Genomic DNA, 24,334 nt, shown 5'->3' on the forward strand with positions numbered 1-24,334 from the left:
GCTCACCGTCTCCGCCGAGACGCCAACCCGCGCGCCAATCTCCGAAGCCTTCAGGCCTCGCGTGCTCAGCAGAATCATGCGCGCGCGCTGTTGTTCCGCCGCGGGCATCTGGCGCCGCCGCAGCCAGCTCTCGAGCTCGTCGCGTTCGGCTTCGCTGATCGTCAACGTCTTGATCGGTCGTCCCATTCCGGTCGCCTCCCGAGTGCCTGTTATCAGGATACAGGGGGACAGTCACGGAGTCGATGAACTTTTGTTAAAGGACACTAGGGAAACACTGATCAATGAACGCGTTCGCGCTCGAGTCGCTTTTGCGTGCGAACAAGGCGCGGTGACTGCCGTGCAGTCATTCTGCACAAAGGAGCCGCAACGCCGTTCCCGCGCAAAAGCGGCCGAGCCCCTGCTTTCAACCGTTTGCGGGGTTGGAACCCCAGGTTCCCCGATTCTGCGTTGCGCCGCTTGCCGGTAGAACCACTACCGGCTGCGCGCCGCGCCTTGTCTCGGAAAACCTGGGGCACCAACGCGAACGCGTTCATTGATCAGTGTTTCCCTAGCGTCCGTGGATGTAGCGCTCGTCCGACCAGGTCGCCAGCCACTCGGGACGCACCATGACCAGGCCGGTAATCACGATCCCGTTGATCACCGCCTCGGGCAGCACCAGCAGGGCCAGGTAGCGCAGGTAGTCGCGATGGATATCTGCCCAGGCGAGCTCGGTGAACAACCCGTAGATCGCCGCCGAGGCCAGCACGGTGGCAACCACCGAAAGCGCCCCGCCGAGGAAACCGACCGCGTAGAGGTAGATGAACATGTGCGCGGGCAGACGCGCCTCGGACAGCCGCAGCAGCCCCCAGGTGACCGCGACCGGCAGGATGCCCGCCAGCAGCACCGTCAACGGGAAGGCGGCTAGCGGGAGCACGCCGAACAGGCCGAGGATCGCCACTACCAGGAAGACCATCAGGATCGCCAGCTGCCAACCGAACATCAGGGTCACGGTGGCCATGCCCAGAAAATGCAGGGCCAGCCCATCCAGGGCCTGCGCCCGCAGGCTCCAGATCAGCAGCAGGCACAGCGTGGCGATCACGAACAGCTGAGCGCGGCCGGGCACGAAGAAGGTTTCCCAGGGCATGCGCCGCAGCATCACCAGCATGCCGCCACCCAGCAGCACGGCGGACAGCACCCGGAGCGCAACCGGCAGTTCGCCCGCCCCCTCGACCATGCTCAATCGGGCTCGCGCACCGCGGCCGCGACAGTGTACTCGCGGCCCTGCTTGACCTTGTCGTAGTTGCCGAACACTTCCTTGAACCCCTTCTCGATGAACCGCCGCAACCCGGTAATGGTTACGACATAGATGCGTCCATCCGGGTTCATCTGCTCGTGGGCGTCCAGCAGGTAGGTGTAGAGCATCTCGCGCCCCACCTTGGCCGGCAGGTTCGAGGTGACCAGGTCGAAACGCCGGTCACGGATCTGCGCGAAGCCGTTACTGGTCACGCAGTCCACATTGGTGATGCCGTTCAGCTCGGCGTTACGCCGGCTGTACTCCACCGCCAGGAAGTTGGTGTCCACCAGCGTGCAGTGGCCCTGCGGCGCCTTGCGCGCCAGCGTCAGGCCGATCGGGCCATATCCACAGCCCAGATCCAGGCAGGCATCGGTTGGCTCCACCTCGATGCGCTCCAGCAACATCCGCGTGCCATCGTCGATGCGGCGCGGCGAGAACAGGCCCCAGGTCGTGCGGAACCGCAGGTGTTCTCCGGCCAGCGTGTCCTCGAATTCCAGGTCGCGCTTCAGCTCCGCCTGACGGGTACGCCGCGCCTGGATCGTGGGGAAGTCCTCCTTCATGCCACCCCTCCGTCCGCAGTCCGCTCCACAGCCTCGGCCAGGCCCTGCCACAGGGCCTCGGCGGTGGAGGCCGCGGCGCCGGCGTCATCCTCGCCCGGCAGACCGAGCACGTTGACGTGCCCCATCTTGCGGCCGGACCGGGCCTCGGCCTTGCCATACAGATGCAGCCGCGCGCGGCCGGCAGCCAGCACGCCCTGCCAGTCGGGGTCCCCTGCGGCGGGCCACAGGTCACCCAGCAGGTTGACCATCGCCACCGGCGTGGTCAGCAACGCCGGGGCCAGCCCCAGCCCGCAGACCGCGCGCACCTGCTGCTCGAACTGGCTGACGGTGCAGGCATCCTGGGTGTAGTGCCCGGAGTTGTGCGGACGCGGCGCGATCTCGTTGACCAGCAATTCACCCTCCACCGTGAGGAAGAACTCCACCGCCAGTATCCCCTGGTAGTCGAGCTGCTCGGCGATGTGCCGCGCGATCGCCGTGGCGCGTTCGCGCGGCTCGTCGCCGACCCGCGCCGGCACCCGCGTCAGGTGCAGGATGCCCTCGTGATGGGTGTTTTCCGCCACCGGAAAGGCCTCGTTCGCGCCGTCCGCGGTTCGCGCCACCAGCACCGAGAGCTCGCGCTCCAGCTCGACCTGGGCCTCCAGCACGCAGTCCACCAGCCCCAGCTCGGCATGCGCCGCGGGCAACTCGCCGGCCTGCGCCAGCCGGACCTGGCCCTTGCCGTCATAACCCAGGCGCGCGGTCTTCAGGATCGCGGGGAACGTCGGCCCTCCCGCGTCCGTTCGCACTTCGGGCGTCTGGCCGGCCAGGACCGCCTGCCAGGGGGCTACCGCCACACCGATCTCGCCGAGGAAGGCCTTCTCCTCCAGGCGATCCTGGGCAATGCTCAGGGCGCGCGGCCCCGGGCGCAGACAGGCATGCGCATCCAGCCACTCCACGGCCGGGCGCGGGATGTTCTCGAACTCGGTGGTAATGACCGCGCAGGCCCCGGCCAGGGCCTGCAGCGCATCGGGGTCGTCGAAGGCCTGGCACAGGTGGCGCGCCGCCACTCGCCCGGCCGGGCTGGCCGGGTCCGGGTCCAGGACCCATACGGGATAGCCCATGCCCTGTGCGGCCTCCACGAAATAGCGGCCGAGCTGCCCGCCACCGAGCAGCCCGAGGGTCGCAGGGGGCTGGATCATGACGGGTCCGGTGGCAGGGTCTGCCCCAGCACGGCCTGACTTTGGGACTGACGAAAGGCATCCAGACGCTCACGCAGATCGGGATCGTGGTTCGCCAGCATCGCGGCGGCGAACAAGGCGGCGTTGGCCGCGCCCGCCTCGCCGATCGCGAAGGTCGCCACGGGGATGCCGCGCGGCATCTGCACGATGGACAGCAGCGAGTCCTGCCCCTTCAGGTGGCGCGAGGCAACCGGCACCCCGAGCACCGGTACCGGCGTCTTGGATGCCAGCATCCCCGGCAGGTGCGCCGCCCCCCCGGCCCCGGCGATGATCGCCTGTAGACCACGCTCGCGTGCCTGCTCGGCGTACTCGAACAGGAGATCCGGTGTTCGGTGAGCCGACACCACCCGGGCCTCGAACGGGACCCCGAGTTCGTCCAGCACATCCACCGCCCGCTCCATGGTCGCCCAGTCGGAGGTGCTCCCCATCACGACGCCCACGCGAGGCGCCGCCGAATTGCCTGCCATCTCAGTCATGGCCCGAACGATAGCGACCCCGGCCCCACCCGACAAGCCATGCGCACCACGAAGCCCACCAAGGCACGAAGAAAAGGCCGGTCAAGGGCGACCCACAGGGAGACGCAGAGGCCGGAAGGCCTTACTGGTGAGAGCGAAGCGGGGGCGTGAATGGCCGGTGGATAAGGCGCGACGCGCCCATGCGCTTGCTGCCGATCGTCGCGTCTCCTTGTGGATCGCTTTTCTTCGTGGCTTCGTCCGCTTCGTGGTGCGCAAGGCCCGCGCCCGGTAGAATCGCGGCATGACTGACACCCTGCTTGAAAGCCACCTCCCCGACCTGGAACTCGTGCATCGCGGCAAGGTGCGCGATCTCTATGCGGTGGACGCCGACCACTGGCTGATGGTCACCACCGACCGCCTGTCCGCCTTTGACGTGATCCTGCCCACGGCCGTGCCCGAGAAGGGCCGAGTGCTAACGGAGATCACGCAGTTCTGGATGCACAAGGTGGAGCGCGAGCTGGGCATTTCCAACCAGCTGACCGATATCCCGCTGGAACAGGTGATCCCGGACCCGGCCGTTCGCGCCCCGCTGGAAGGACGCAGCCTGGTGATCCGCCGGCTCGAAGCCCTGCCGGTGGAGGCGGTGGTACGCGGCTACCTGATCGGCTCTGGCTGGAAGGACTACCAGGCCAGCGGCGCGGTCTGCGGCATCCCGCTCCCGGCCGGCCTGGAGCTCGCCTCGAAGCTCCCCGAGGCGATCTTCACCCCCAGCACCAAGGCCGACGTCGGCGACCACGACGCCAATATCGACTTTGATGCCGTCGTGGCGACCATCGGCGAGGACCGGGCGCGGCAGGTGCGCGACGCGGCACTCTCGATCTACGCGATGGCGCGCGACTACGCGGCCGAGCGCGGCATCATCATCGCCGACACCAAGTTCGAGTTCGGCGTCGATGCGGCCGGCACCCTGCATCTGATCGACGAGGTCCTGACCCCGGACTCCTCGCGCTTCTGGCCCGCCGACCGCTACGCGCCAGGCACCAGCCCCGAGTCCTTCGACAAGCAATACGTACGCGACTACCTGGAGACCCTGGACTGGGACAAGCAGCCGCCCGGCCCCAAGCTGCCCACGGAAGTGGTGGAACAGACCGCGGCGCGCTATCGCGAGGCCCTGGAGCGCCTGACCCGCGACGCATGAGCCCGACACAGACAGGAGCGCCCCCGCAGGGCCTGTTCGTCACCGGCACCGACACCGGCGTCGGCAAAACCTTCGTCAGCTGCGCGCTGCTGGAACTCTGGCGGAATCGTGGGCTGCCGCCGCAACCACGCAAGCCGGTGGAATCCGGCTGCCCGCCGGGCCCGGATGGGCTGCGGCCCGAGGACGGGATGAACCTGACCCACGCGGCGGGCCTTCCGGACGCCGCCATCGAGCAGGTCACGCCCTGGCGCTTCCCCGATGCCATCGCCCCGGACCAGGCCGCCGCGAACCAGGGCGTGCGCCTGACGATCGCGGAGCTGGCCGCGGCCTGCGCAGCCGACGGCACGGGCCCGCGGCTGGTGGAGGGTGCGGGGGGCTTCTACTCGCCGCTCTGCGCGGATGGCCTGAACGCGGACCTCGCCGCGGCCCTCGGGCTACCGGTCCTGCTGGTGGCCGAGGACCGGCTGGGCACACTGAACACCTGCCTGCTGACCCTGGAGGCCCTGGAACGACGCGGCCTGCAACTGGCCGGGATCGTACTGAACCGGCGCCGGGTGGATGCCGACCCGCGCCTCGACAATGCCGCCGCGCTGCGTTCACGCACGAGCGCCCCGATCATCGAGTCAGCGGAAGGCATCACCCGCGCGGCGCTGGCTCAGAAGCTCTCCACCTCGAAGTTGTCCGGGCGCACGCCGCCGGAGGACTCGCGCTCCTGACCGCGGGACTCGGAGGCCGCAGGGGCTTCCTCTTCGTCAACCCGGAACCCGGCCAGGGTCTCGCGCAGGGCACGGGTTCCCTCGCGGTCGACGCGGCGGGTCTCGATGATATGCACCGGGCGCTGGGACTCGCCGTAGTACGCCTCGTTGAAGTCGTCGCGCACGGTCATGCGCGAGCCGGACAAGCTCATGCCCAGGTAGGCACCCCGCGCCCGCGAGTAGGACAGGAAGTCGGCCGTCGGGGTGGCGCTACGGCCCGCACCCACCGGACCGGCAGCCACCGAGGCATCGCCCCCCAGGCGGATGGCGGATCCGAACATCGAGTCCACCGCATCCTGGGTGCGCGCGACCATCACCACCTCGGCGGCATCACCACCGAACTGCATGCCGAAACTGACCGAACCGAGGGAGTAGAACGCCACCGGCGAATAATCGCCGCGCTCGTCGTCCCAGGCCAGGAACACGCCGATGCCGCCGGAGCCTCCGATCAGGAAGGCCCCGCGAGCCACGCGCGGGAAGATCACTACGCCGCGGGCGTCGCGCAGGTCCTCTTTAAGGGACTCGTACTCGGGGTGGGTCGCCATGTTCTCCACCGTCGCCTGGGCGCGATCGATGATGTCCTGCGGATCGATCTCGCGGCTGAACGGGTTCGCGTGAGCGCTCCCCACCATGGTGGCAAACACCAGCGTCGTCAGGCAGAAAAGGATCAGTCGTTGCATCGTGGAAACCTCCAGAAAGGCCAAGGGAGACGCGGCCGCGCGAATGCGTCGGCGTCTCCCTAACGAATACATTCATCATGGCACAAAAAAAGGGGGCCGAAGCCCCCTTTTTCGTGCTGCAATCCGCAGGATCAGTTGACCTTGGGATCCAGCTCGCCGGACAGGTAGCGCTTGACCATGTCGTCCAGGGAGATCGGCTTGATTTTGGACGCCATGCCGGCGCAACCGAAGGCCTCGTAACGGGCCTGGCAGAGGTCCTTCATCGCGGCAGTCGAGGCCTTCAGGAACTTGCGCGGATCGAATTCCTTCGGGTTCTCGGCCAGGAACTTGCGCACCGCACCGGTGGAGGCCATGCGCAGGTCGGTGTCGATGTTGACCTTGCGCACGCCGTGCTTGATGCCTTCCTGGATCTCTTCGACCGGCACGCCGTAGGTCTCGCCCATGTCGCCGCCGTACTTGTTGATGATCTGCAGCCACTCCTGCGGAACGGAGGAGGAGCCGTGCATGACCAGATGGGTATCCGGGATGCGGGCGTGGATCTCCTTCACGCGCTGGATGGCCAGGATGTCACCGGTCGGCGGACGGGTGAACTTGTAGGCGCCGTGGGAGGTACCGATGGCGATCGCCAGGGCGTCGCACTTGGTGTTCTTCACGAAGTCGGCGGCCTCGTCCGGGTCGGTCAGCAGCTGGTCGTGGGACAGCTGGCCCTCGGCGCCGGAACCGTCTTCCTCGCCGGCCATGCCGGTTTCCAGGGAGCCCAGGCAACCCAGCTCGCCTTCCACGGACACGCCACAGGCGTGAGCGATCTCGGAGACCTTGGCGGTCACGTCACGGTTGTAGTCGTACGAGGCCGGGGTCTTCATGTCAGGCATCAGGGAGCCGTCCATCATCACCGAGCTGAAGCCGGACTGGATGGAGCGCAGGCAGACTGCCGGCTCGGAGCCGTGATCCTGGTGCAGCACAACCGGGATGTCCGGGTACTGCTCGATGGCGGCGATGATGTTGTGGCGCAGGAAGGGCTCGCCGGCGTACTTGCGGGCACCGGCGGAGGCCTGAATGATCACCGGGGAGTCGACCGCAGCGGCCGCTTCCATGATCGAATGGACCTGTTCCATGTTGTTGGCGTTGTACGCCGGCATGCCATAGCCATGTTCGGCGGCATGGTCCAGAAGCTGGCGAAGTGAGATTAGAGCCATGGATTCCTCCTTACGGGATTCGGACTGAGGTAGTGAAAAAGTCGATTATCTGGTTGGCGACTGCGGGCGGTGCGCGGTTCAGGCCAGTTCGCCGACGCGCACGATCTTCATGGCGTTGGTGCCGCCATGCTCGCCCTGCAGGTCGCCCTTGGTAATGATGACCAACTCGCCATCCTGCACGACGCCCTCGGCCTTGAGCAAGTTCACCGCCTCACGGTTCACGCTTTCGTGGCTCTCGGGGATCGGCTTCAGGGTCACCGGATAGACGCCGCGATAAAGCGTCATGCGGCGGCTGGTGGATTCGTGCTGGGTGAGCGCGTAGATCGGGATGCCCGAGCTGATGCGCGACATCCACAGCGCCGTGGACCCGGACTCGGTCAGCGCGGCGATCGCGGAGACATCGAGATGGTTGGCGGTATACATGGTGGCCATCGCGATGGCCTCGTCGACCCGGCCGAAGGTCGAATCCATGCGATGGTCCGACTGACGTGCGGCGCGCTGGCGCTCGGCGGCCTCGCAGATCCGGTCCATGCTGGTGACCACGCGCGCAGGATAACGCCCGGTCGCGGTCTCGCCGGAGAGCATCACCGCATCCGTGCCGTCCAGCACCGCGTTGGCCACGTCGAACACCTCGGCGCGGGTCGGGATGGGGTTCTGGATCATGGTCTCCATCATCTGGGTCGCGGTGATGACCAGACGATTGAGGCTGCGCGCGCGCGTGATCAGGGTCTTCTGCACCCCCGGGAGCTCGGCGTCACCGATCTCCACGCCCAGATCGCCGCGGGCGATCATGATGACCTCCGAGGCGGCGATGATCTCGTCGATCACCTCCAGGGCCTCGGAGCGCTCGATCTTGGCGCAGATCCCGGCCTCCCAGCCGGCATCCTTCAACAGGCCCCGCGCCAGGTGCAGGTCCTGGGCGGAACGCGGGAACGAAACGGCCAGGTAGTCCACCTGCAGCTCGGCCGCCAGGCGGATATCGTCGCGGTCCTTGTCCGTAATCGCGGGCGCAGACAGGCCGCCGCCCTGGCGGTTGATGCCCTTGTTGTTGGACAGCTCGCCACCGACCTCGACGGTGGTCTCGATCCGGCTGCCATTGACCGCCGTGACCTTGAGCACGATACGACCGTCATCCAGCAGCAGGATGTCGTCCGTGCGCACGTCGTCCGGGAGGTCCTTGTAGGTCAGGCCGACCTGGGTGGCATCGCCCGCGTCGCGATCCAGCTCGGCATCCAGCGCGAAGGGCGCGCCCTCTTCCAGCTGCACCTTGCCCTGCTGGAAGCGGTCGATGCGGATCTTGGGGCCCTGCAGGTCGCCCAGGACACCAACGCAACGGCCGGCGCGCTCGGAGGCGGCCCGCAGCCGCGCCAGGCGCTGGCGGTGGTCATCCGGATCGCCATGCGAGAAGTTCAACCGGACCACATCCACACCGGCCCGGATGATGGCCTCCATGGCCTCGTCGCTGTCCGTTGCCGGCCCCAGCGTGGCTACGATCTTGGTACGTCTCATCCGCGCGTGTCTCCGTCAGCGGGGAAGGACAAGGGCCTCAGCCCTTGGCCCGTTCTTCCAGGATGGCGACGGCCGGCAGGGTCTTGCCCTCGAGGAACTCGAGGAAGGCGCCGCCGCCGGTGGAGATGTAGCTGATGCGATCCGCCAGGTTGTACTTGTCGATCGCGGCCAGGGTGTCGCCACCCCCGGCGATGGAGAACGCATTGCTCTCGGCGATCGCCTCGCCCAGGGCCTTGGTGCCACCGGCGAACTGATCGAACTCGAACACGCCCACCGGGCCGTTCCAGACGATGGTGCCGGCATTGCGCAGAGCCTCGGCATAGGTGGCCGCGGTCTCGGGGCCCACATCGAAGATCATGTCGTCGTCCGCAACGGCGTCCACGGCCTTGGTCTCGGCCGGGGTGGATTCGGAAAACTCCTTGCCCACGGTCACGTCGGTCGGGACCGGGATCTCGCCGCCCTTGGCGCGGGCGGCCTCCATCAGGCGCTTGGACTCTTCGACCAGATCCGCCTCGTACAGCGACTTGCCGACACCATGGCCCTGGGCCGCGATAAAGGTGTTGGCGATGCCGCCACCGACGATCAGCTGATCGACCACCTTGGACAGCGACTCCAGCACGGTCAGCTTGGTCGAGACCTTGGACCCACCGACGATCGCCACCAGCGGGCGCTTCGGGGTCTCCAGGGCCTGCCCCAGGGCCTCCAGCTCCTTGGCCAGCAACGGGCCGGCGCAGGCCTGCGGGGCGAATTTGGCCACGCCATGGGTGGAGGCCTGGGCGCGGTGGGCGGTACCGAAGGCGTCCATCACGAACACGTCGCACAGCGCAGCGTACTTCTTGGCCAGCGCCTCGTCGTCCTTCTTCTCGCCGGCGTTGAAGCGCACGTTCTCGAGCAGGATCACCTCGCCCGGCTTGGCATCCACGCCGTCGAGGTAATCCCGCACCAGGCGCACTTCTCGCCCGAGCAGGCCACCCATATGCTCGGCGACCGGGGCCAGAGAGTCCTCCTCGGAGAACTCGCCCTCGGTCGGGCGGCCCAGATGCGACATCAGCATCACGGCCGCGCCGGCGTCCAGGGCCTTCTGCACGGTCTCGAGGCTCGCGCGGATACGGGCGTCCGAGGTGACCTTGCCGCCCTTCACCGGGACGTTGAGATCCTGACGCACCAGCACACGGCGACCCTGCAGGTCGAGATCGGTCATCTTGATGACAGACATGGGAGTACCTCTCGAAATACGGTTGGAAAGAGAAAAGGCTTCGGGCGAGCCCCCGCAGGGACTGGCCCCAGGCCTCTTGGACCCAGGCAATGCAAATGGCCGGACCCCGAGGGGCCCGGCCATCCGGCCTTACTTGGCGACGTGCTCCACCATGCGCAGCATGTTGCAGGTGTAGCCGTACTCGTTGTCGTACCAGGCGACGACCTTCACGAAGGTCGGGTCCAGCTGGATGCCGGCACCGGCGTCAAACACGGACGGGGCGGTGTAGCCACGGAAGTCGGTGGAGACCACCAGGTCTTCGGTGTAGCCCAGCACGCCCTTCAGCTCGCCCTCGGAGGCCTTCTTCATGGCCGCGCAGACGTCGTCGTAGTTGGCGTCGCTGTTGAGCTCCACGGTCAGGTCGACCACCGACACGTCGGAGGTCGGCACGCGGAAGGCCATGCCGGTCAGCTTGCCGTTCAGTTCCGGCAGCACCTTGCCCACGGCCTTCGCGGCACCGGTGGAGGACGGGATGATGTTCTCCAGGATGCCGCGGCCCCCGCGCCAGTCCTTCATGGACGGGCCATCGACGGTCTTCTGGGTCGCCGTGGCGGCGTGCACGGTGGTCATCAAACCACGCTTGATGCCGAACTTGTCGTTCAGCACCTTGGCCACCGGGGCCAGGGCGTTGGTGGTGCAGGAGGCGGCGGAAACCATGGTCTGGCCGGCGTACTCACCATGGTTCACGCCAAAGACGAACATCGGGGTGTCGTCCTTGGACGGCGCGGACATCACGACCTTCTTGGCGCCGGCGTCCAGATGCTTCTGGGCGGTCTCGGCGGTCAGGAACAGACCGGTGGATTCGATCACGATGTCGGCGTCGATATCGCCCCACTTCAGCGCGGCCGGATCCTTTTCGGCGGTCAGGCGGATGCGGTTGCCATTGACCACCAGGTCGTTGCCGTCGACGCTGACGTCGCCTTCGAAGCGGCCATGGACCGAGTCATAACGCAGCATGTAGGCCAGGTATTCCGGATCCAGCAGGTCGTTGATGCCGACCACCTGGAGGTTCGGGAAATCCTTGGCGATGGCACGGAAAGCCATGCGGCCGATACGACCGAAGCCGTTGATACCAACCTTGATAGACATGAGAGTCTCCTCTTTATTGCTTAAGCGAAATCGATTCGGGCTCAGCCGTTCATCACGTCACGTGCGACCTGGGCGACGTTCTCCGGCTTGAAACCGAAGTAATCGAGCAGGGCACCACCGGGGGCGGATTCGCCGAAGCGATCCAGGCCAAACACCGCGCCGTCGAGGCCGGTGAACTTGTGCCAGGTCGTGGTCGCGCCGGCCTCGATGGCGACACGGGCGCGCACGGCCTTCGGCAGCACGGCTTCGCGGTAGGCCGGATCCTGCTGGTCGAACAGCTCGACACAGGGCATGGAGACCACGCGGACCTTCTTGCCCTCGCCGCTCAGCACGTCGGCGGCCTGCACGGCCAGTTCAATCTCGGAACCGGTGGCGATGAAGATCAGGTCCGGGGTGCCGTCGCAATCCTTCAGCACGTAACCGCCGCGGGCGATGTTGGCGAGCTGCTCGCCGTCACGCTCCATGTGCGGCAGGCCCTGACGCGACAGGATGAACGCGGACGGGCCGTCGGTACGCTCGATGCCGGCCTTCCAGGCGACGGCGGTCTCGACCGCGTCGCAGGGGCGCCAGACGTTCAGGTTCGGGATCAGACGCAGGCTCGGAGTCTGCTCGATGGGCTGGTGGGTCGGGCCGTCTTCGCCGAGACCGATGGAATCGTGGGTCAGCACGTACATCACGCGCTGCTTCATCAGCGCGGACATGCGGATGCCGTTGCGGGCATAGTCGGAGAAGATCAGGAAGGTACCGCCGTACGGGATGAACCCGCCGTGCAGGGCGATGCCGTTCATGATTGCGGCCATGCCGAACTCGCGCACGCCGTAGAACACGTAGTTGCCGGCGGCGTCGTCACGGGTGACGCCCTTGGACCCGCCATACATGGTCAGGTTGGAGCCGGCCAGGTCGGCGGAACCGCCCAGCAGTTCCGGAACGGCCGGGGCCATGCCGGCGATCGCGTTCTGCGAGGCCTTGCGCGAGGCGACCTTTTCGGCCTTCTCGATGGTCTGCTTGATATAGGCGTTGGCCTTCTCGCTCCAGTCAGCCGGCAGATCACCGGCAATCCGGCGCTCGAACTCGGCGGCCAGTTCCGGATGGGCGGCCTTGTAGGCGGCGAAGCGTTCCTTCCACTCGGTCTCGGCCTTGGCACCCTTGTCCTTCGCGCTCCAGCCCTCGTAGATGTCGCCCGGGATCTCGAACGGGCCGTGCTCCCAGCCCAGTTCCTTGCGGGTCAGGGCGACCTCGTCGTCGCCCAGGGCGGCGCCGTGGCACTCTTCCTTGCCGCACTTGTTCGGGGAACCGAAGCCGATCACGGTCTTGCAGCAGATCAGGCTCGGCTTGTCGCTGTTCTGGCGTGCCTCTTCGATCGCGGCCTTGACCGCGTTGGCGTCGTGGCCATCCACGCCGCGCACGACATGCCAGCCATAGGCCTCGAAACGGGCCGGGGTATCGTCGGTGAACCAGCCCTCGACTTCGCCGTCGATGGAGATGCCGTTGTCATCCCAGAACGCGACCAGCTTGCCCAGACCCAGGGTGCCGGCCAGCGCACAGGTCTCGTGGGAGATCCCTTCCATCATGCAGCCGTCGCCAAGGAAGGCGTAGGTGTTGTGGTCGACGATGTCGTGACCGGGCTGGTTGAAGTGGGCGGCCATCATCTTCTCGGCCAGCGCCATGCCGACCGCGTTGGAGATACCCTGGCCGAGCGGACCGGTGGTGGTTTCGACACCGGCGGTGTAGCCGTATTCCGGGTGGCCCGGGGTCTTGGAGTGCAGCTGACGGAACTGCTTGATCTCGTCCATCGGCAGGTCGTAGCCGCTCAGATGCAGCAGCGAGTAGACCAGCATGGAGCCGTGACCGTTGGACATCACGAAGCGGTCGCGATCCGGCCAGCTCGGGTTCGCCGGGTTGTGCTGCATGTAGTCGTTCCACAGCACCTCGGCGATGTCCGCCATCCCCATCGGCGCTCCCGGGTGACCGGAATTGGCCTTCTGAACTGCGTCCATCGAAAGGGCGCGGATGGCGTTTGCAAGCTCTCTACGGGTCGGCATGCTGATCTCCTGCTCTAAGTAGTATTGGGTTCGGCTGATGGCGGGCGGCGGCGCGAGGCGCCAGCGGCGGCAGACCCGGACGAGTCGACCGAACGAGGGCTCACCAGTACCGGCCGGCGCGCCAGCGCACGGCGGTGGCCCGAGCAGCCTGCGGGAGCGGGCCCTTACTCGGCCACGCGAACGCGCGGCGGGCAGCACTCCCCATCAAAGGCGGTGCATTTTGGCCACTTTCGGGCACCGGGGCAAGTCGGCCCCAAACCGCGCCACGCTGCGCCCTCGCCGCCGGCCGGGACACCGATGCCCTGACTGTCGCGGGGGAGGGGCTTAGAAAAATCCTGCGAGTCGCGTTACACTAGAGGTCGTTTTGCGCAAAACTAAATCGAAACGACCCCAAAAGGAACGCTTAATGTCCAACGACTATATCTTTACTTCGGAATCTGTCTCTGCCGGTCACCCCGACAAAATGGCTGACCTGGTGTCCGACACCATCGTCGACGCCATCATCGAGCAGGACCCGCATGCACGCATCGCCTGCGAGACCGCCACCAAGACCGGCATGGTCATGCTGCTGGGCGAAATCACCACTGGCGCGCAGATCGACTACGAGCGCCTGGTGCGCGACACCGTCGTCGAGATCGGCTACAACGATTCCGACGTCGGCTTCGACGGCAAGACCTGTGCCGTGCTTAACGTGCTGGGCGAGCAGTCCCAGGACATCGCCATGGGTGTGGACCGCGACGTCTCCGACCGCGCCACCCAGGGCGCTGGCGACCAGGGCCTGATGTTCGGCTACGCCGCCCGCGAGACCGACACCCTGATGCCCGCCCCGATCTTCTACGCCCACAAGATGGTGCGCATCCAGTCCGAACTGATGAAGAGCGGCAAGCTGCCGTGGCTGCGTCCGGACGCCAAGAGCCAGGTCTCCCTGCGCTATGAAAATGGCAAGCCGGCCGGCCTGGACGCCGTGGTCCTGTCGACCCAGCACAGCCCGGACATCTCGCAGAAGGACCTGAAGGAAGCGATCTACGAAGAGATCTTCAAGAAGGTCCTGCCGGCTGAATGGCTGAGCCAGGTCGCCGACGACAAGCTCCACATCAACCCGACCGGCAAGTTCGAGATTGGCGGCCCGGTGGGCGACGCTGGCCTGACCGGCCGCAAGATCATCGTCGACACCTACGGCGGCATGGCCCGTCACGGTGGTGGCGCGTTCTCCGGCAAGGACCCGTCCAAGGTGGACCGTTCCGCAGCCTACGCCGGTCGCTATGTGGCCAAGAACATCGTTGCCGCCGGCCTGGCCGAGAAGTGCGAGATCCAGGTCTCCTACGCCATCGGCGTGGCCGAGCCGACCTCGATCACGATCGACACCTTCGGCACCGGCAAGCTGGACGATCGCAAGATCGAAGGCTTTGTGCGCGAAGTGTTTGATCTGCGCCCGTGGGGCCTGATCCAGATGATGGATCTGCTGCGTCCGATCTACAAGGCGACTGCCGCCTACGGTCACTTCGGCCGCGAAGATGTCGACCTCCCCTGGGAGCGTACCGACAAGGCCGAGGAACTTAAGAAGATGGCGGGCCTCTAAGAGCCCCGACATTTCTTGAAAGAAATACCCATCCGGCTGAGGAGCGCTGCAGCGGTTTTACCGTCAGGCTCAGCCGGATGCACCCTGAAACATGAACACGGCGCTCATCCAGATAAACGGAGAAGTTGATCCATGAATGCTGTGATGAACGACAAAAAGACCACCGATTACGTCGTCAAGGACATTAACCTTGCCGAATTCGGCCGCAAGGAAATTGCGATTGCCGAGACCGAAATGCCCGGTCTGGTCCAGACTCGCGAAGAGTACGCGGCCTCCAAGCCGCTGAAGGGCGCCAAGATTGCCGGCTCCCTGCACATGACCATCCAGACCGCGGTGCTGATCCAGACCCTGGAAGCCCTGGGTGCAGACGTGCGCTGGGCCTCCTGCAACATCTACTCCACCCAGGACCACGCCGCGGCCGCGATTGCCGACGCCGGCACCCCGGTCTTCGCCGTGAAGGGCGAGACCCTGGAAGAGTACTGGGACTACTGCCACCGCATCTTCGAATTCGACGGCGGCGCCAACATGATCCTGGACGATGGCGGTGACGCCACGCTGCTCCTGCACATCGGCGCCAAGGCCGAGAAGGACCAGTCGGTCATCTCCAACCCGGAGAACGAAGAAGAAGTCGCCCTGTTTGCCTCGATCAAGGATCGCCTGGCCAAGCAGCCGACCTGGTACTCCGAGCAGCTCGCCAAGATCAAGGGCGTGACCGAAGAGACCACCACCGGTGTGCATCGCCTGTACCAGATGGCGAAAGACGGCGAACTGGCCTTCCCGGCGATCAACGTCAATGACTCGGTCACCAAGTCCAAGTTCGACAACCTGTACGGCTGCCGCGAGTCCACCGTGGACTCCATCAAGCGCGCCACCGACGTCATGATCGCCGGCAAGATCGCCGTGGTCTGCGGCTACGGTGACGTCGGCAAGGGTGCCGCCCAGTCGCTGGCCGGCCTCGGTGCCACCGTGTGGATCACCGAAATCGACCCGATCTGCGCCCTGCAGGCCGCGATGGAAGGTTTCCGCGTCGTCACGATGGAAGACGCGGCCGACAAGGCCGAGATCTTTGTCACCGCGACCGGTAACAAGGACGTGATCACCGAAGATCACATGACCCGCATGAAGAACCAGGCCATCGTCTGCAACATCGGTCACTTCGACTCCGAGATCGCCGTGGCCGCGATGCGCAAGTACGAGTGGGAGAACATCAAGCCGCAGGTTGACCACATCATCCTGCCGAATGGCAACCGGATCATCATGCTGGCCGAAGGCCGCCTGGTGAACCTGGGCTGCGGTACCGGCCATCCGAGCTTCGTGATGTCCAACTCCTTCACCAACCAGACCCTGGCTCAGATCGAGCTGTGGACCAAGGGTGACCAGTACGACAAGAACGTCTTCGTGCTGCCGAAGCACCTGGACGAGAAGGTCGCACAGCTGCACCTGTTCAAGCTGGGCGCCAACCTGACCCGTCTTACCGACGATCAGGCGAAGTACCTGGGTATGTCGGCGGATGGGCCGTTCAAGCCGGAACACTACCGCTACTGATCGGCCAGCCTCACATTTCAATTCGTTGGTAATGTGAACGCCGAGGCGGGCCGCATGTTCGTGCGGTCCGCCTTCTTTTTGTCTGGAGGACAAACATGTCTGCACAAGAACGCGTCTACAGCGTTGAATTTTTCCCGCCCAAGGACGAGGCCGGAGCCGAACGCCTGGCCAAGGCCCGCAAGCGTCTGGGCGCACTGAATCCCGAGTTCTATTCCGTCACCTTCGGCGCCGGGGGATCCACCCGCGACCGCACCCTGGAGACGGTCCGGGACATCATCGACCACGATGGCATCCCCGCCGCCCCGCATGTCTCCTGCATTTCGTCGACCAAGGACGAGCTGCGGGACCTGCTGTCGACCTACCGCGATTCCGGGGTCAAGCGCATTGTGGCGCTGCGCGGCGACCTGCCGTCCGGCACCAAGCATTCCGGCGGTGATTTCCGTTATGCCTCCGAGCTGGTGGAGTTCGTCCGCGCCGAGTTCGGCGACCAGTTCAAGATCGAGGTCGCGGCCTATCCGGAGTTCCATCCGCAGGCACCGAATGCCGAGAAGGACCTGGAGAACTTCAAGACCAAGGTGGATGCTGGCGCCGACGCCGCGATCACCCAGTACTTCTACAATCCGGACGCCTACGTGGCCTTCATGGAACGGGTAGAGAAGATGGGCATCACAATCCCGATCATTGCCGGGATCATGCCGATCACCAACTACACCCAGATCGTGCGCTTCTCCGAGATGTGCGGCGCCGAGATCCCGCGCTACATCCGCAAGCGGATGGAGGCCTATGGCGACGACAAGGAATCGATCCGCAAATTCGGGATCGAGGTCGCCACGCGTCTGACCGACGACCTGCTCGATAACGGCGCGCCTGGAATCCACTTCTATTCGATGAACCAGGCCGGACCGACCGAACAGATCTGGAAGGCCCTGGACCTCGACAACCGGAAGTAGACGGCATGCGCTGCCCCCGGCTGCTGCTCGAATCCGAGGCACTGGCCGCGGGGCAGTTGCTCCCCGCCCCACAGGACCGGCTGCATTACGCCACCACCGTCCTGCGTCTGAAAAGCGGCGCCCCCTGCCGCGTCTTCGACGGCCTCGGCAACGAATTCGACGCGACCCTCGAACTCACCGACCGACGCCACGGCACCTTCCATCTGGGCGAACGTGCCGCCGCCCCAACCCATCCCGCGTTTCCGATCCACCTGCTGCAGGGCATGGCCCGCGGCGACCATATGGACCTGGCCATTCAGAAGGCCGTGGAGCTCGGCGTTCAGTCCATCCGCCCGGTGCTGTGCGAGCGCTCGCGTTCGGCTGCCGCCCACAAGGGACTGGAGAAGCGCCAGCGGCACTGGCAGGGCATCCTGCAGGCCGCTGTGGAGCAATGCGGCCGCAATGAACTGCCCGCGCTACATCAACCGGCCCTGCCCGCGGCCGCACTCGCGGAATGCCCGGACAGCCTCGGGCTGCTCGCCGAGGAAGGCGCGCCCGGGCTGGACGACCGCCTGGTCGCACGCGGGCACCCGCCCGGCGCAGTGGCGCTGTATATCGGACCGGAAGGGGGGCTAACGCCTGCGGAGCGCGAGCAGGCCCGGGCAGGCGGATTTCTGGGCGTCGGCATGGGCCCGCGGACCCTGCGCACCGAGACGGCCGCAATGGCCCTGATCACCCTGGTACAGGCGCGTCTCGGGGACCTTCGAGGCTAGTCACAACAGGCGGGAACCGCCCCGGTGGGGTCGCCTCGAGTCGCCGCCACATGATCAGGCTGGCTGCGTCTCCGCAAGCTCGAGCAGACGCTGCTCGAGGGTATCCAGTCGAAGCAAGTGCGTCGTCACGCCCGAGGCCTTCACCCGCCAGGACCACGGAGTGGCGTCGACGTCCTCCAGCGCATAGATATTCTGCGCGGTGATCTGCACCGGATGCGGCGTACCGCGAACCTCCAGGGCATAAAACGGCAGGTGATCCGGCTGCATCACCGCCTGCATCACCAGAAGGCGGGTGAACCGCCGGCGATCCTCGCCGCTGTCGCGGCCCGGATCCAGCAACTGGTTCACGTTGATCACCGGCACCTGCACGTCCTGCCAGACCAGGCTGGGCTGCAGCCAGGGGACATCCGGATGCTCGGATTCCTGCTGGACGGCCCCGGCGCGGGTGGTCACCTCGAGAAAGGCGCTGCGGGGCAGCAGGATGGAGCCGCTATCCAGCTGAACGATCACCGCCTCGACGGCCTGACCCTGTGCTTCCTCGCTCATGCCAGTATCCCTTCGAGTTGCTCGCGGATCGCGTTCAGCAGGTCATTCTCCAGATACGGTTTCCCGAGATAACCGTTGACCCCGAGACGGTTGGCGCGCTCGCGGTGCTTGGTCCCGCTGCGCGAGGTGATCATGATGATGGGCACCCCCCCGAAGTCCGGATGATCGCGCACGTGGGCGGCGAACTCGAAGCCGTCCATGCGCGGCATCTCCACGTCCAGCAGGATCAGCTGCGGGCGCCGCTCGTCGAGCAGGCCCACCGCATCGAGACCGTCGCGGGCCGTGACCACGTCGTAGCCGTGGCGCGTCAGCAGGCGCGCGGTGACCTTGCGAATGGTAATCGAGTCATCCACCACCATGATCCGTTTCGCGCTCGCCGTCTCGACAACAGCCTGCGGCGTCTCCGCCAGGGACGCCGTCGCGGAGGCAAACCGCACCAACATGCTCAGGTCAAGAATCAGCATGACCGAACCATCGCCCTGGAGGGTGGCACCGGCCACACCCGGGATACGACTGAGGACCGGGCCTACCGACTTCACCACAACCTCCTGGCTTCCCAGCAGGCCGTCAATGCGCAACGCGATACGCTGATCGTCGGCGCGCACGAGCAACAACGGGAACGGATGATCCGGCAAGTGTTCGACGCCCGCCTGACTCTCCACACCCATCAAGTCACCGAGCCCGCGCACTGCGTAGTCCTGACCGATGTAGTTGTAGATTGCCTCGTCGTCCCGGCGATCGATCTCCTCGGCTCGCGTGCGAACCACGCCCTCCACCGAGGCCATCGGGACGGCAAAGGTTTCTTCGCCCACCTGCACCAGCAAGGCCTGCGAGATCGCCAGGGTGAACGGCAGGCGCATGATGAAACGCGAGCCCTTGCCTGGCGTCGACTGGATCTCCAGCGTGCCGCCCAGCTGTTTCACATCGCTGTTCACCACGTCCAGGCCAACGCCGCGCCCCGCCACCTGCGAGACTTCGGCGGCGGTGGAGAAACCGGACTGCAGGATGAGCTGCAGGGCCTGGGCATCCGTGACCTCGGCATCCGCCGCGATGAGCCCGCGCTCCGCCGCGCGCGCCCGGATCGCCTCGGCATCGATGCCCCGGCCGTCATCCGTGACCTGCAACCGGATCTCGCTGCCGGACTGCTCCAGACTGACATCGATCTGGCCCTGCGCCGGCTTGTGTGCCTGTTCCCGCTCGGCAGCGCCTTCGATACCGTGCGCAATGGCATTGCGCAGCAGGTGCTCCAACGGCGACACCAGGCGTTCCAGCAGGGCACGGTCCAGCTCGGCCCCCTGGCCGGTGAACTCGACGCGGACCTGTTTGCCCAGGTCCTCGCCCGCCTGGCGTACCACCCGTCGTAGCCGCGGCGCCATACGCGCGAAACGCACCATGCGCTGACGCATCAACTGGTCCTGCAGATCGGTTCCCACGCGCCGCTGCTGCAGAAGGATGCCCCCGGCATTCTGCAACTCGTCACCGACTTCCTGCTTCAGGGCCTCGAGGTCACTGACACTCTCGGCGAGCGCGCGGGACAGCTGCTGGATGCCGGAATAGCGGTCCATTTCCAGCGGATCGAAGTCGAGGGCGTCCTCCCCACTCTCCTCCTCCACCCGGAACAGGATCTGGGTCTCGGTTTCGATCTCGAGCTTGCGCAGCTGGTCGCGCAGACGGGCGATGGTGCGCTCCAGTTCGTCGACCTGGCTCTCGACCCGCCCAACCGTCTGTTCGAAGCGGCGATGGAAGGTCGCCAGCTCGCCGGCATTGTTCACCAGGCTGTCGAGGACCTCGGCATCCATGCGCACCTGGTCCTGGATCCGCCGGCCCTCGGTCTCCGGCGCCTCGTGGCTGCGCCGGTCCGTCTCCGCTCGGGCCTCCTCGACCACCAGATCCTTCCCGGAGGTGGCTTCGGCTTCGGAGTCGTCGCTCTCAAACGTATCCGTCTCGGGCTCCGCTTCGGTCGATTCGGCGTCCGCTTCACCCCCGGCCCAGGCGCGCAGCGCGGGCAGCGATTCGCTGGCCGATTCGTCCATCTGCCAGGCCCCGACCCCGCGCTCGACCAGGCGCTGTACGTCGCTCAAGGCCCGCTCGGTAAGCTGGAAGAAGCCGTCGCGCGGCTCCAGACCGGTCTCGGTCTCCACACTCAACGCACTTTCCAGGGCGTGCGCAATGGCTCCGACCACGGTGAAACCGGCCATGCGGGCGCTGCCCTTCAGGGTGTGCACTTCGCGCTGGAAGGCATTCTGATCGGGCCCCGGGCGCCCCCCAGTCTCGCGCCAGCCATTCAGGGCCGTGAACGCAGACTCGAGGATATCGCGCGCCTCCTCGATGAAGACCTCGGCAAACTCCCAGTCGATCTCCGGTTCCGGTTCCGGCTCTGCGGTCGACTCGGCGACATCGAGGTCGTCGAAGTCGGGCGACTCTTCCTCGCTGGCATCATCTTCTGTTCGCAGCAGCTGTTCCGCGGTCGCATTATCCAGCAGGGCATAGACCTCGGGGGCCCAGGGCGGCGGGTCCAGGACCTTGAGCGGGTCCGGTGCCTCGTCGCCGACTGCATCGGCCACGTACGTCTCCAGCTGCCGCAGCAACTCGATGGCCTGCGGCAGCAGCGCCCATTCCATGTCGCGATGGATCCGGATCAGCCGTTCGAACGGTCCGCACACCGAATAAATGCCACGAATATCGGCCGTCCGGGCGCTGCCGTTCAGGGTATGCAGCGCCCGCTCGAGGTCATGATTCGGGACCCGGTCCGGGCGCCACTGGGACTCGTCCAGCCAACCACGCAGCGCGAGCAGATGGACCTGCGCCTCAGCGGCAAACACCTGCCACAGCTGGGGATCCGTGTCCATGCGAGCGGCCACAGGCTCGGACGGGAGCTCCGGCTCTTCAGCCTCGGCCTCTCCGTCGACAGGACCTTCGAGGGCGCCCTCCTCGACGGCGCCGGAATCCTCCCCGACCTCGACCCCAACATCCGGGGCCATCGTGTCGCCCTCGGTCAGCGCCTCTTCGGTCACCTCGAAGGCATCGGCGGGAAGCTCCAGGGCGTCGAGATCCAGCGGTTCAGCAGACCGCTCAGCCGCCGGCGGCTCTTCCGTCTGCCACGGCGAATCCAGGGTTCCGCCGTACTCGGACTCGGCGGATTCCGTTCTGTCGGTCGCCGCTGCAAGGGCATCCGGCGGCAGATCGGGCACAAAGGCGCCCGGCTCCTGCAGGAGCTCGTCGACCGCCTCGTCCTGGTCGGGGGCTGCCGTCTCGGCGCCTGCGAACGAATCCGGGGCGTCCAGTTCGTCGAGGGTGCGCGCCAGGGCCTCGAACTCCGCGTCCGCCCCCGGCGGCGCAGCGCGCACAGCCGCCTCGTCATCTTCCGTTTCGGCCTCGTCGGGTTCCGGCTCGCCGGCGGCCAGAGCCCGCAGACGCAGGGCAATGTCCAGAACCGGCGTAACCGGCCCGGTATCGTCACGCACCTCCGCGACCAGTCCGGGCAGGACGCCGATGCCATCCTCGATGACCTGCAACGTGGCGTGGTCCGCCTCCTGGCCGGAATCCAGCTGGCGGTTGAGGAACGACTCCACGGCCCAGGCGAATTCGCCCAGACGCAAGGCGCCGGCCAACCGGCCCGACCCTTTCAGCGTGTGGAAGGAACGGCGAATGACCGAGAGGCTGTCGAGATCGGCCGGGTTGGCCTGCCAGCGCGGGAAGTGTTCGCCCAGACTGGCTACCTCCTCGTCCGCCTCCTCGAGGAAGATTTCCAGGATTTCCAGGTCCACATCGGGACCGCGGACCTGCTCCGCCAGCACGGTGTCGTCGAAAGGCAATGAATCGCGGCCGGCCGCGGGCAGCGGGCTCGCCGGCTGCACGACAGGCGCCGCATCGGCATCGGCATCGGCATCGGCATCGGCATCGGCGGCGAGCGTGTCCAATGGATCTTCGTCAGGTTCATCGCCGGGTGTGCCGAGATCGAAAACCGGAGGCTCGGCGAGGCCGGCGGGGTCCGCTTCAGCCCCGGTGTCTGCCGCCGGCGCATCCGGGGCCGCAGCCAGACGGACGGCGGCGACATCGCCGCCGCCGGAGATCGCACCAATGCGCTGCAGGGCCGCAATCCCCCGCTCGTGAACACTGTCCAGCTCACGCCAGGGCTGTCCGGAAGACTCCAGGGCGACCTCGATACTGCTAAGGACCTCGGCAAGCGCCTCGACCTCGCCTTCGTCGAGTTCGGCCGCTGCCATGCCGGCGCGGGAATCAAGATGACGGATCAGCGGGCCCAGCAGGGCGTGCAGGGCCTCGAAGCCGGACATCGACATCGCGCCCTCGATCCGGCGCAGCCCCTCGCGGGCCTCGTCGAGTCCATCGCCAGAGGCGTCCGCGCCGGCATCAAGGAATCCGAGGAAGATGTCGCGGACCCGGCGCACATCCACCAGGGCCTCCTTGTAGACGGCCGCCGCCAGCGCGCGATCGAATTCGGCCTGGGGCGAGGGGCTGGCGCTCTTGCGGCGCAGACCCGATTCCAGCAGGGACTCCAGCGCCAGCAGGTGCTCCGCCAGCACCATGTCGACCTGTTCATCCGCCGCGCCCGCGCGCTCGGGAGTAAGCGATGCCATCAGGGCGTCGGTGTGGTCCTGTCCGGCATCCAGCCCGAGAAGACTGAGTGTCGAGCCAATACGCTCGACCTGCCCGCGCAGGCTCTCGAGGTCGTCGACACCCCGCACCTGTGACCGCATCAAGACATCCAGCCGCTCGCGGACCTCGGCAAGGTCGTCTTCCAGGGCCTGGCGCAGGTTGTCGTAGACCGAACGGCCCACCCCGGTACCACCTTCCACGAGGCTCAACTGGTCGAGCCCGAATACCTCGCGCACGGCGAGGGTCTGTTCGCCCTCGGAGGTTGCACAGGCAACGTGGAACAGAAGGGTCTTGATCAGGTCGGGCGATGCCTCGTATTCCGGTTCCGATCCGGCATTACCGGCCTCCACATGGGCCGACAAGGCGTTCAGATAGCGTCCGAGTTCGCGATCGACCCGGCCGACCAGTCGGCGCACGTCGGTATCGGCTTCAACACCGCCCTCGGCGACCGCCTCGAGCATCGCACCGGCGACCCAGAACAAGCGCCGGGCCTCGCCCGCCGGAACGGCCTCCTCCACCACGCGGGCAGTCGCCTGCATTCGGGCGGCTGGTTCGGTCGCATCTTCGCCGCGCACCAATTCCAGCAGATCGCGCTGAAAGCGCCGACGCGCCTGTTGCAGCAGCGGGACGCGAGATGCCGGATCGAGCACATCGCCACCCGAGCCTACACGCTCGTCGTCCACTGTCTGCGGGTCCGGCATCAATGCCGCGACATCCAGCAGCAACGAAGCGCCGCGACTGGTGCGCAACTCATTCAGCAGAGGGACAAGGATCATGGGCGACGGCAATTCGCCATCGCCCTCGTTCTCGAGGTAGTCGGGCAGCTGCAGGGCGGCCCGCAGCAGCGGCTCGGTGGCGGCCACATTCGGCTCGTCAGCGCGTTCGATCTGCCCCAGGACCTGCAACATCTCGTCGCAGATCAGGACCACGCTGTCGACCTGGACCATGACCAGGGTGTTGCGGATCTGTTCGACACGACTGCGCGCCTCGGCCAGACAATCGCTACAGCCCGGATCGTCGGAGTACCGTCGCAACGCGTCCTGGACCTCGACAAACAGCTTGTCGAGTTCGTCGCGGACCCAGTTCAGTGCGCTGGATGCCATCGGCCGCGTCCGC

The 24,334-nt window shown here is 66.5% G+C and carries 19 protein-coding genes and 1 riboswitch; of the genes, 6 read left to right on the plus strand and 13 right to left on the minus strand.

Annotation, left to right across the window (positions count from 1 at the left end; genetic code table 11):
• From F618_RS14645 to purE, 5 genes are all read right to left on the minus strand, one after another.
• A partial coding sequence (locus tag F618_RS14645) for a helix-turn-helix domain-containing protein (RefSeq protein ID WP_019567440.1) occupies window positions 1–186 on the minus strand: 186 nt, incomplete at its 3' end.
• Between the two features lie 361 nt (window positions 187–547).
• On the minus strand, window positions 548–1,213 hold the full coding sequence (locus F618_RS0100010; protein ID WP_018145149.1) for an energy-coupling factor ABC transporter permease: 666 nt from the start codon (window positions 1,211–1,213) through the stop codon (window positions 548–550).
• Window positions 1,214–1,215: 2 nt separating this feature from the next.
• Window positions 1,216–1,833, minus strand: coding sequence for a class I SAM-dependent methyltransferase (locus tag F618_RS0100015; RefSeq protein ID WP_018937374.1), 618 nt, complete (start codon window positions 1,831–1,833; stop codon window positions 1,216–1,218).
• Window positions 1,830–3,011, minus strand: coding sequence for a 5-(carboxyamino)imidazole ribonucleotide synthase (locus tag F618_RS0100020; RefSeq protein ID WP_018937375.1), 1,182 nt, complete (start codon window positions 3,009–3,011; stop codon window positions 1,830–1,832). The genes F618_RS0100015 and F618_RS0100020 overlap by 4 nt, the downstream gene beginning before the upstream one ends.
• Complete coding sequence (gene purE, locus F618_RS0100025) at window positions 3,008–3,517, minus strand: 5-(carboxyamino)imidazole ribonucleotide mutase (protein ID WP_018145146.1); 510 nt, start codon at window positions 3,515–3,517, stop codon at window positions 3,008–3,010. Before purE ends, F618_RS0100020 begins: the two co-directional genes overlap by 4 nt.
• A 289-nt stretch (window positions 3,518–3,806) precedes the next feature.
• Between purE and F618_RS0100030 the strand changes: the two genes are divergently transcribed.
• Complete coding sequence (locus F618_RS0100030; RefSeq protein WP_026331095.1) at window positions 3,807–4,703, plus strand: phosphoribosylaminoimidazolesuccinocarboxamide synthase; 897 nt, start codon at window positions 3,807–3,809, stop codon at window positions 4,701–4,703.
• Window positions 4,700–5,419, plus strand: a complete 720-nt coding sequence (gene bioD / locus F618_RS0100035) for a dethiobiotin synthase (RefSeq protein WP_019567442.1) — start codon at window positions 4,700–4,702, stop codon at window positions 5,417–5,419. Before F618_RS0100030 ends, bioD begins: the two co-directional genes overlap by 4 nt.
• Here the strand turns inward: bioD and F618_RS0100040 are convergent.
• The 6 genes from F618_RS0100040 to tkt form a co-directional block, all read right to left on the minus strand.
• Window positions 5,359–6,138 carry a lipid-binding SYLF domain-containing protein gene (locus tag F618_RS0100040; RefSeq protein WP_019567443.1) on the minus strand — a complete coding sequence of 260 codons (780 nt, stop codon included), beginning with the start codon at window positions 6,136–6,138 and terminating at the stop codon, window positions 5,359–5,361. The genes bioD and F618_RS0100040 overlap by 61 nt on opposite strands.
• A gap of 131 nt (window positions 6,139–6,269) precedes the next feature.
• Window positions 6,270–7,334, minus strand: a complete 1,065-nt coding sequence (gene fba, locus F618_RS0100045) for a class II fructose-bisphosphate aldolase (protein ID WP_018145142.1) — start codon at window positions 7,332–7,334, stop codon at window positions 6,270–6,272.
• A 78-nt stretch (window positions 7,335–7,412) separates the two neighbouring features.
• Window positions 7,413–8,843, minus strand: a complete 1,431-nt coding sequence (gene pyk, locus F618_RS0100050; RefSeq protein WP_018145141.1) for a pyruvate kinase — start codon at window positions 8,841–8,843, stop codon at window positions 7,413–7,415.
• A gap of 37 nt (window positions 8,844–8,880) precedes the next feature.
• Window positions 8,881–10,059: a phosphoglycerate kinase gene (locus tag F618_RS0100055; protein WP_018951005.1), complete on the minus strand. Its 1,179-nt coding sequence runs from the start codon at window positions 10,057–10,059 to the stop codon at window positions 8,881–8,883.
• 129 nt (window positions 10,060–10,188) lie between these two features.
• Window positions 10,189–11,187, minus strand: coding sequence for a type I glyceraldehyde-3-phosphate dehydrogenase (gap, locus tag F618_RS0100060; protein ID WP_018145139.1), 999 nt, complete (start codon window positions 11,185–11,187; stop codon window positions 10,189–10,191).
• 41 nt (window positions 11,188–11,228) lie between these two features.
• On the minus strand, window positions 11,229–13,229 hold the full coding sequence (gene tkt / locus F618_RS0100065) for a transketolase (protein ID WP_026287884.1): 2,001 nt from the start codon (window positions 13,227–13,229) through the stop codon (window positions 11,229–11,231).
• Window positions 13,230–13,635: 406 nt separating this feature from the next.
• Between tkt and metK the strand changes: the two genes are divergently transcribed.
• The 4 genes from metK (at window position 13,636) to F618_RS0100085 (ending at window position 18,055) form a co-directional block, all read left to right on the plus strand.
• Window positions 13,636–14,808: a methionine adenosyltransferase gene (gene metK / locus F618_RS0100070; protein ID WP_018145137.1), complete on the plus strand. Its 1,173-nt coding sequence runs from the start codon at window positions 13,636–13,638 to the stop codon at window positions 14,806–14,808.
• A gap of 32 nt (window positions 14,809–14,840) precedes the next feature.
• Window positions 14,841–14,921, plus strand: a riboswitch (S-adenosyl-L-homocysteine riboswitch).
• Between the two features lie 19 nt (window positions 14,922–14,940).
• Complete coding sequence (ahcY, locus tag F618_RS0100075; RefSeq protein WP_018937383.1) at window positions 14,941–16,353, plus strand: adenosylhomocysteinase; 1,413 nt, start codon at window positions 14,941–14,943, stop codon at window positions 16,351–16,353.
• A gap of 95 nt (window positions 16,354–16,448) precedes the next feature.
• Complete coding sequence (gene metF, locus F618_RS0100080) at window positions 16,449–17,303, plus strand: methylenetetrahydrofolate reductase [NAD(P)H] (protein ID WP_019567445.1); 855 nt, start codon at window positions 16,449–16,451, stop codon at window positions 17,301–17,303.
• Window positions 17,304–17,308: 5 nt separating this feature from the next.
• On the plus strand, window positions 17,309–18,055 hold the full coding sequence (locus F618_RS0100085) for a 16S rRNA (uracil(1498)-N(3))-methyltransferase (RefSeq protein WP_019567446.1): 747 nt from the start codon (window positions 17,309–17,311) through the stop codon (window positions 18,053–18,055).
• 54 nt (window positions 18,056–18,109) lie between these two features.
• Here the strand turns inward: F618_RS0100085 and F618_RS0100090 are convergent, their stop codons facing one another.
• Together F618_RS0100090 and F618_RS0100095 are read right to left on the minus strand one after the other, a co-directional pair.
• Window positions 18,110–18,601, minus strand: a complete 492-nt coding sequence (locus F618_RS0100090) for a hypothetical protein (protein ID WP_018168944.1) — start codon at window positions 18,599–18,601, stop codon at window positions 18,110–18,112.
• Window positions 18,598–24,321, minus strand: coding sequence for an Hpt domain-containing protein (locus F618_RS0100095; RefSeq protein ID WP_019567447.1), 5,724 nt, complete (start codon window positions 24,319–24,321; stop codon window positions 18,598–18,600). The genes F618_RS0100090 and F618_RS0100095 overlap by 4 nt, the downstream gene beginning before the upstream one ends.
• Window positions 24,322–24,334 lie beyond the last annotated feature (13 nt).

The organism is Thioalkalivibrio sp. ALMg13-2 (genome assembly GCF_000381185.1).
Lineage (GTDB): Bacteria > Pseudomonadota > Gammaproteobacteria > Ectothiorhodospirales > Ectothiorhodospiraceae > Thioalkalivibrio > Thioalkalivibrio versutus.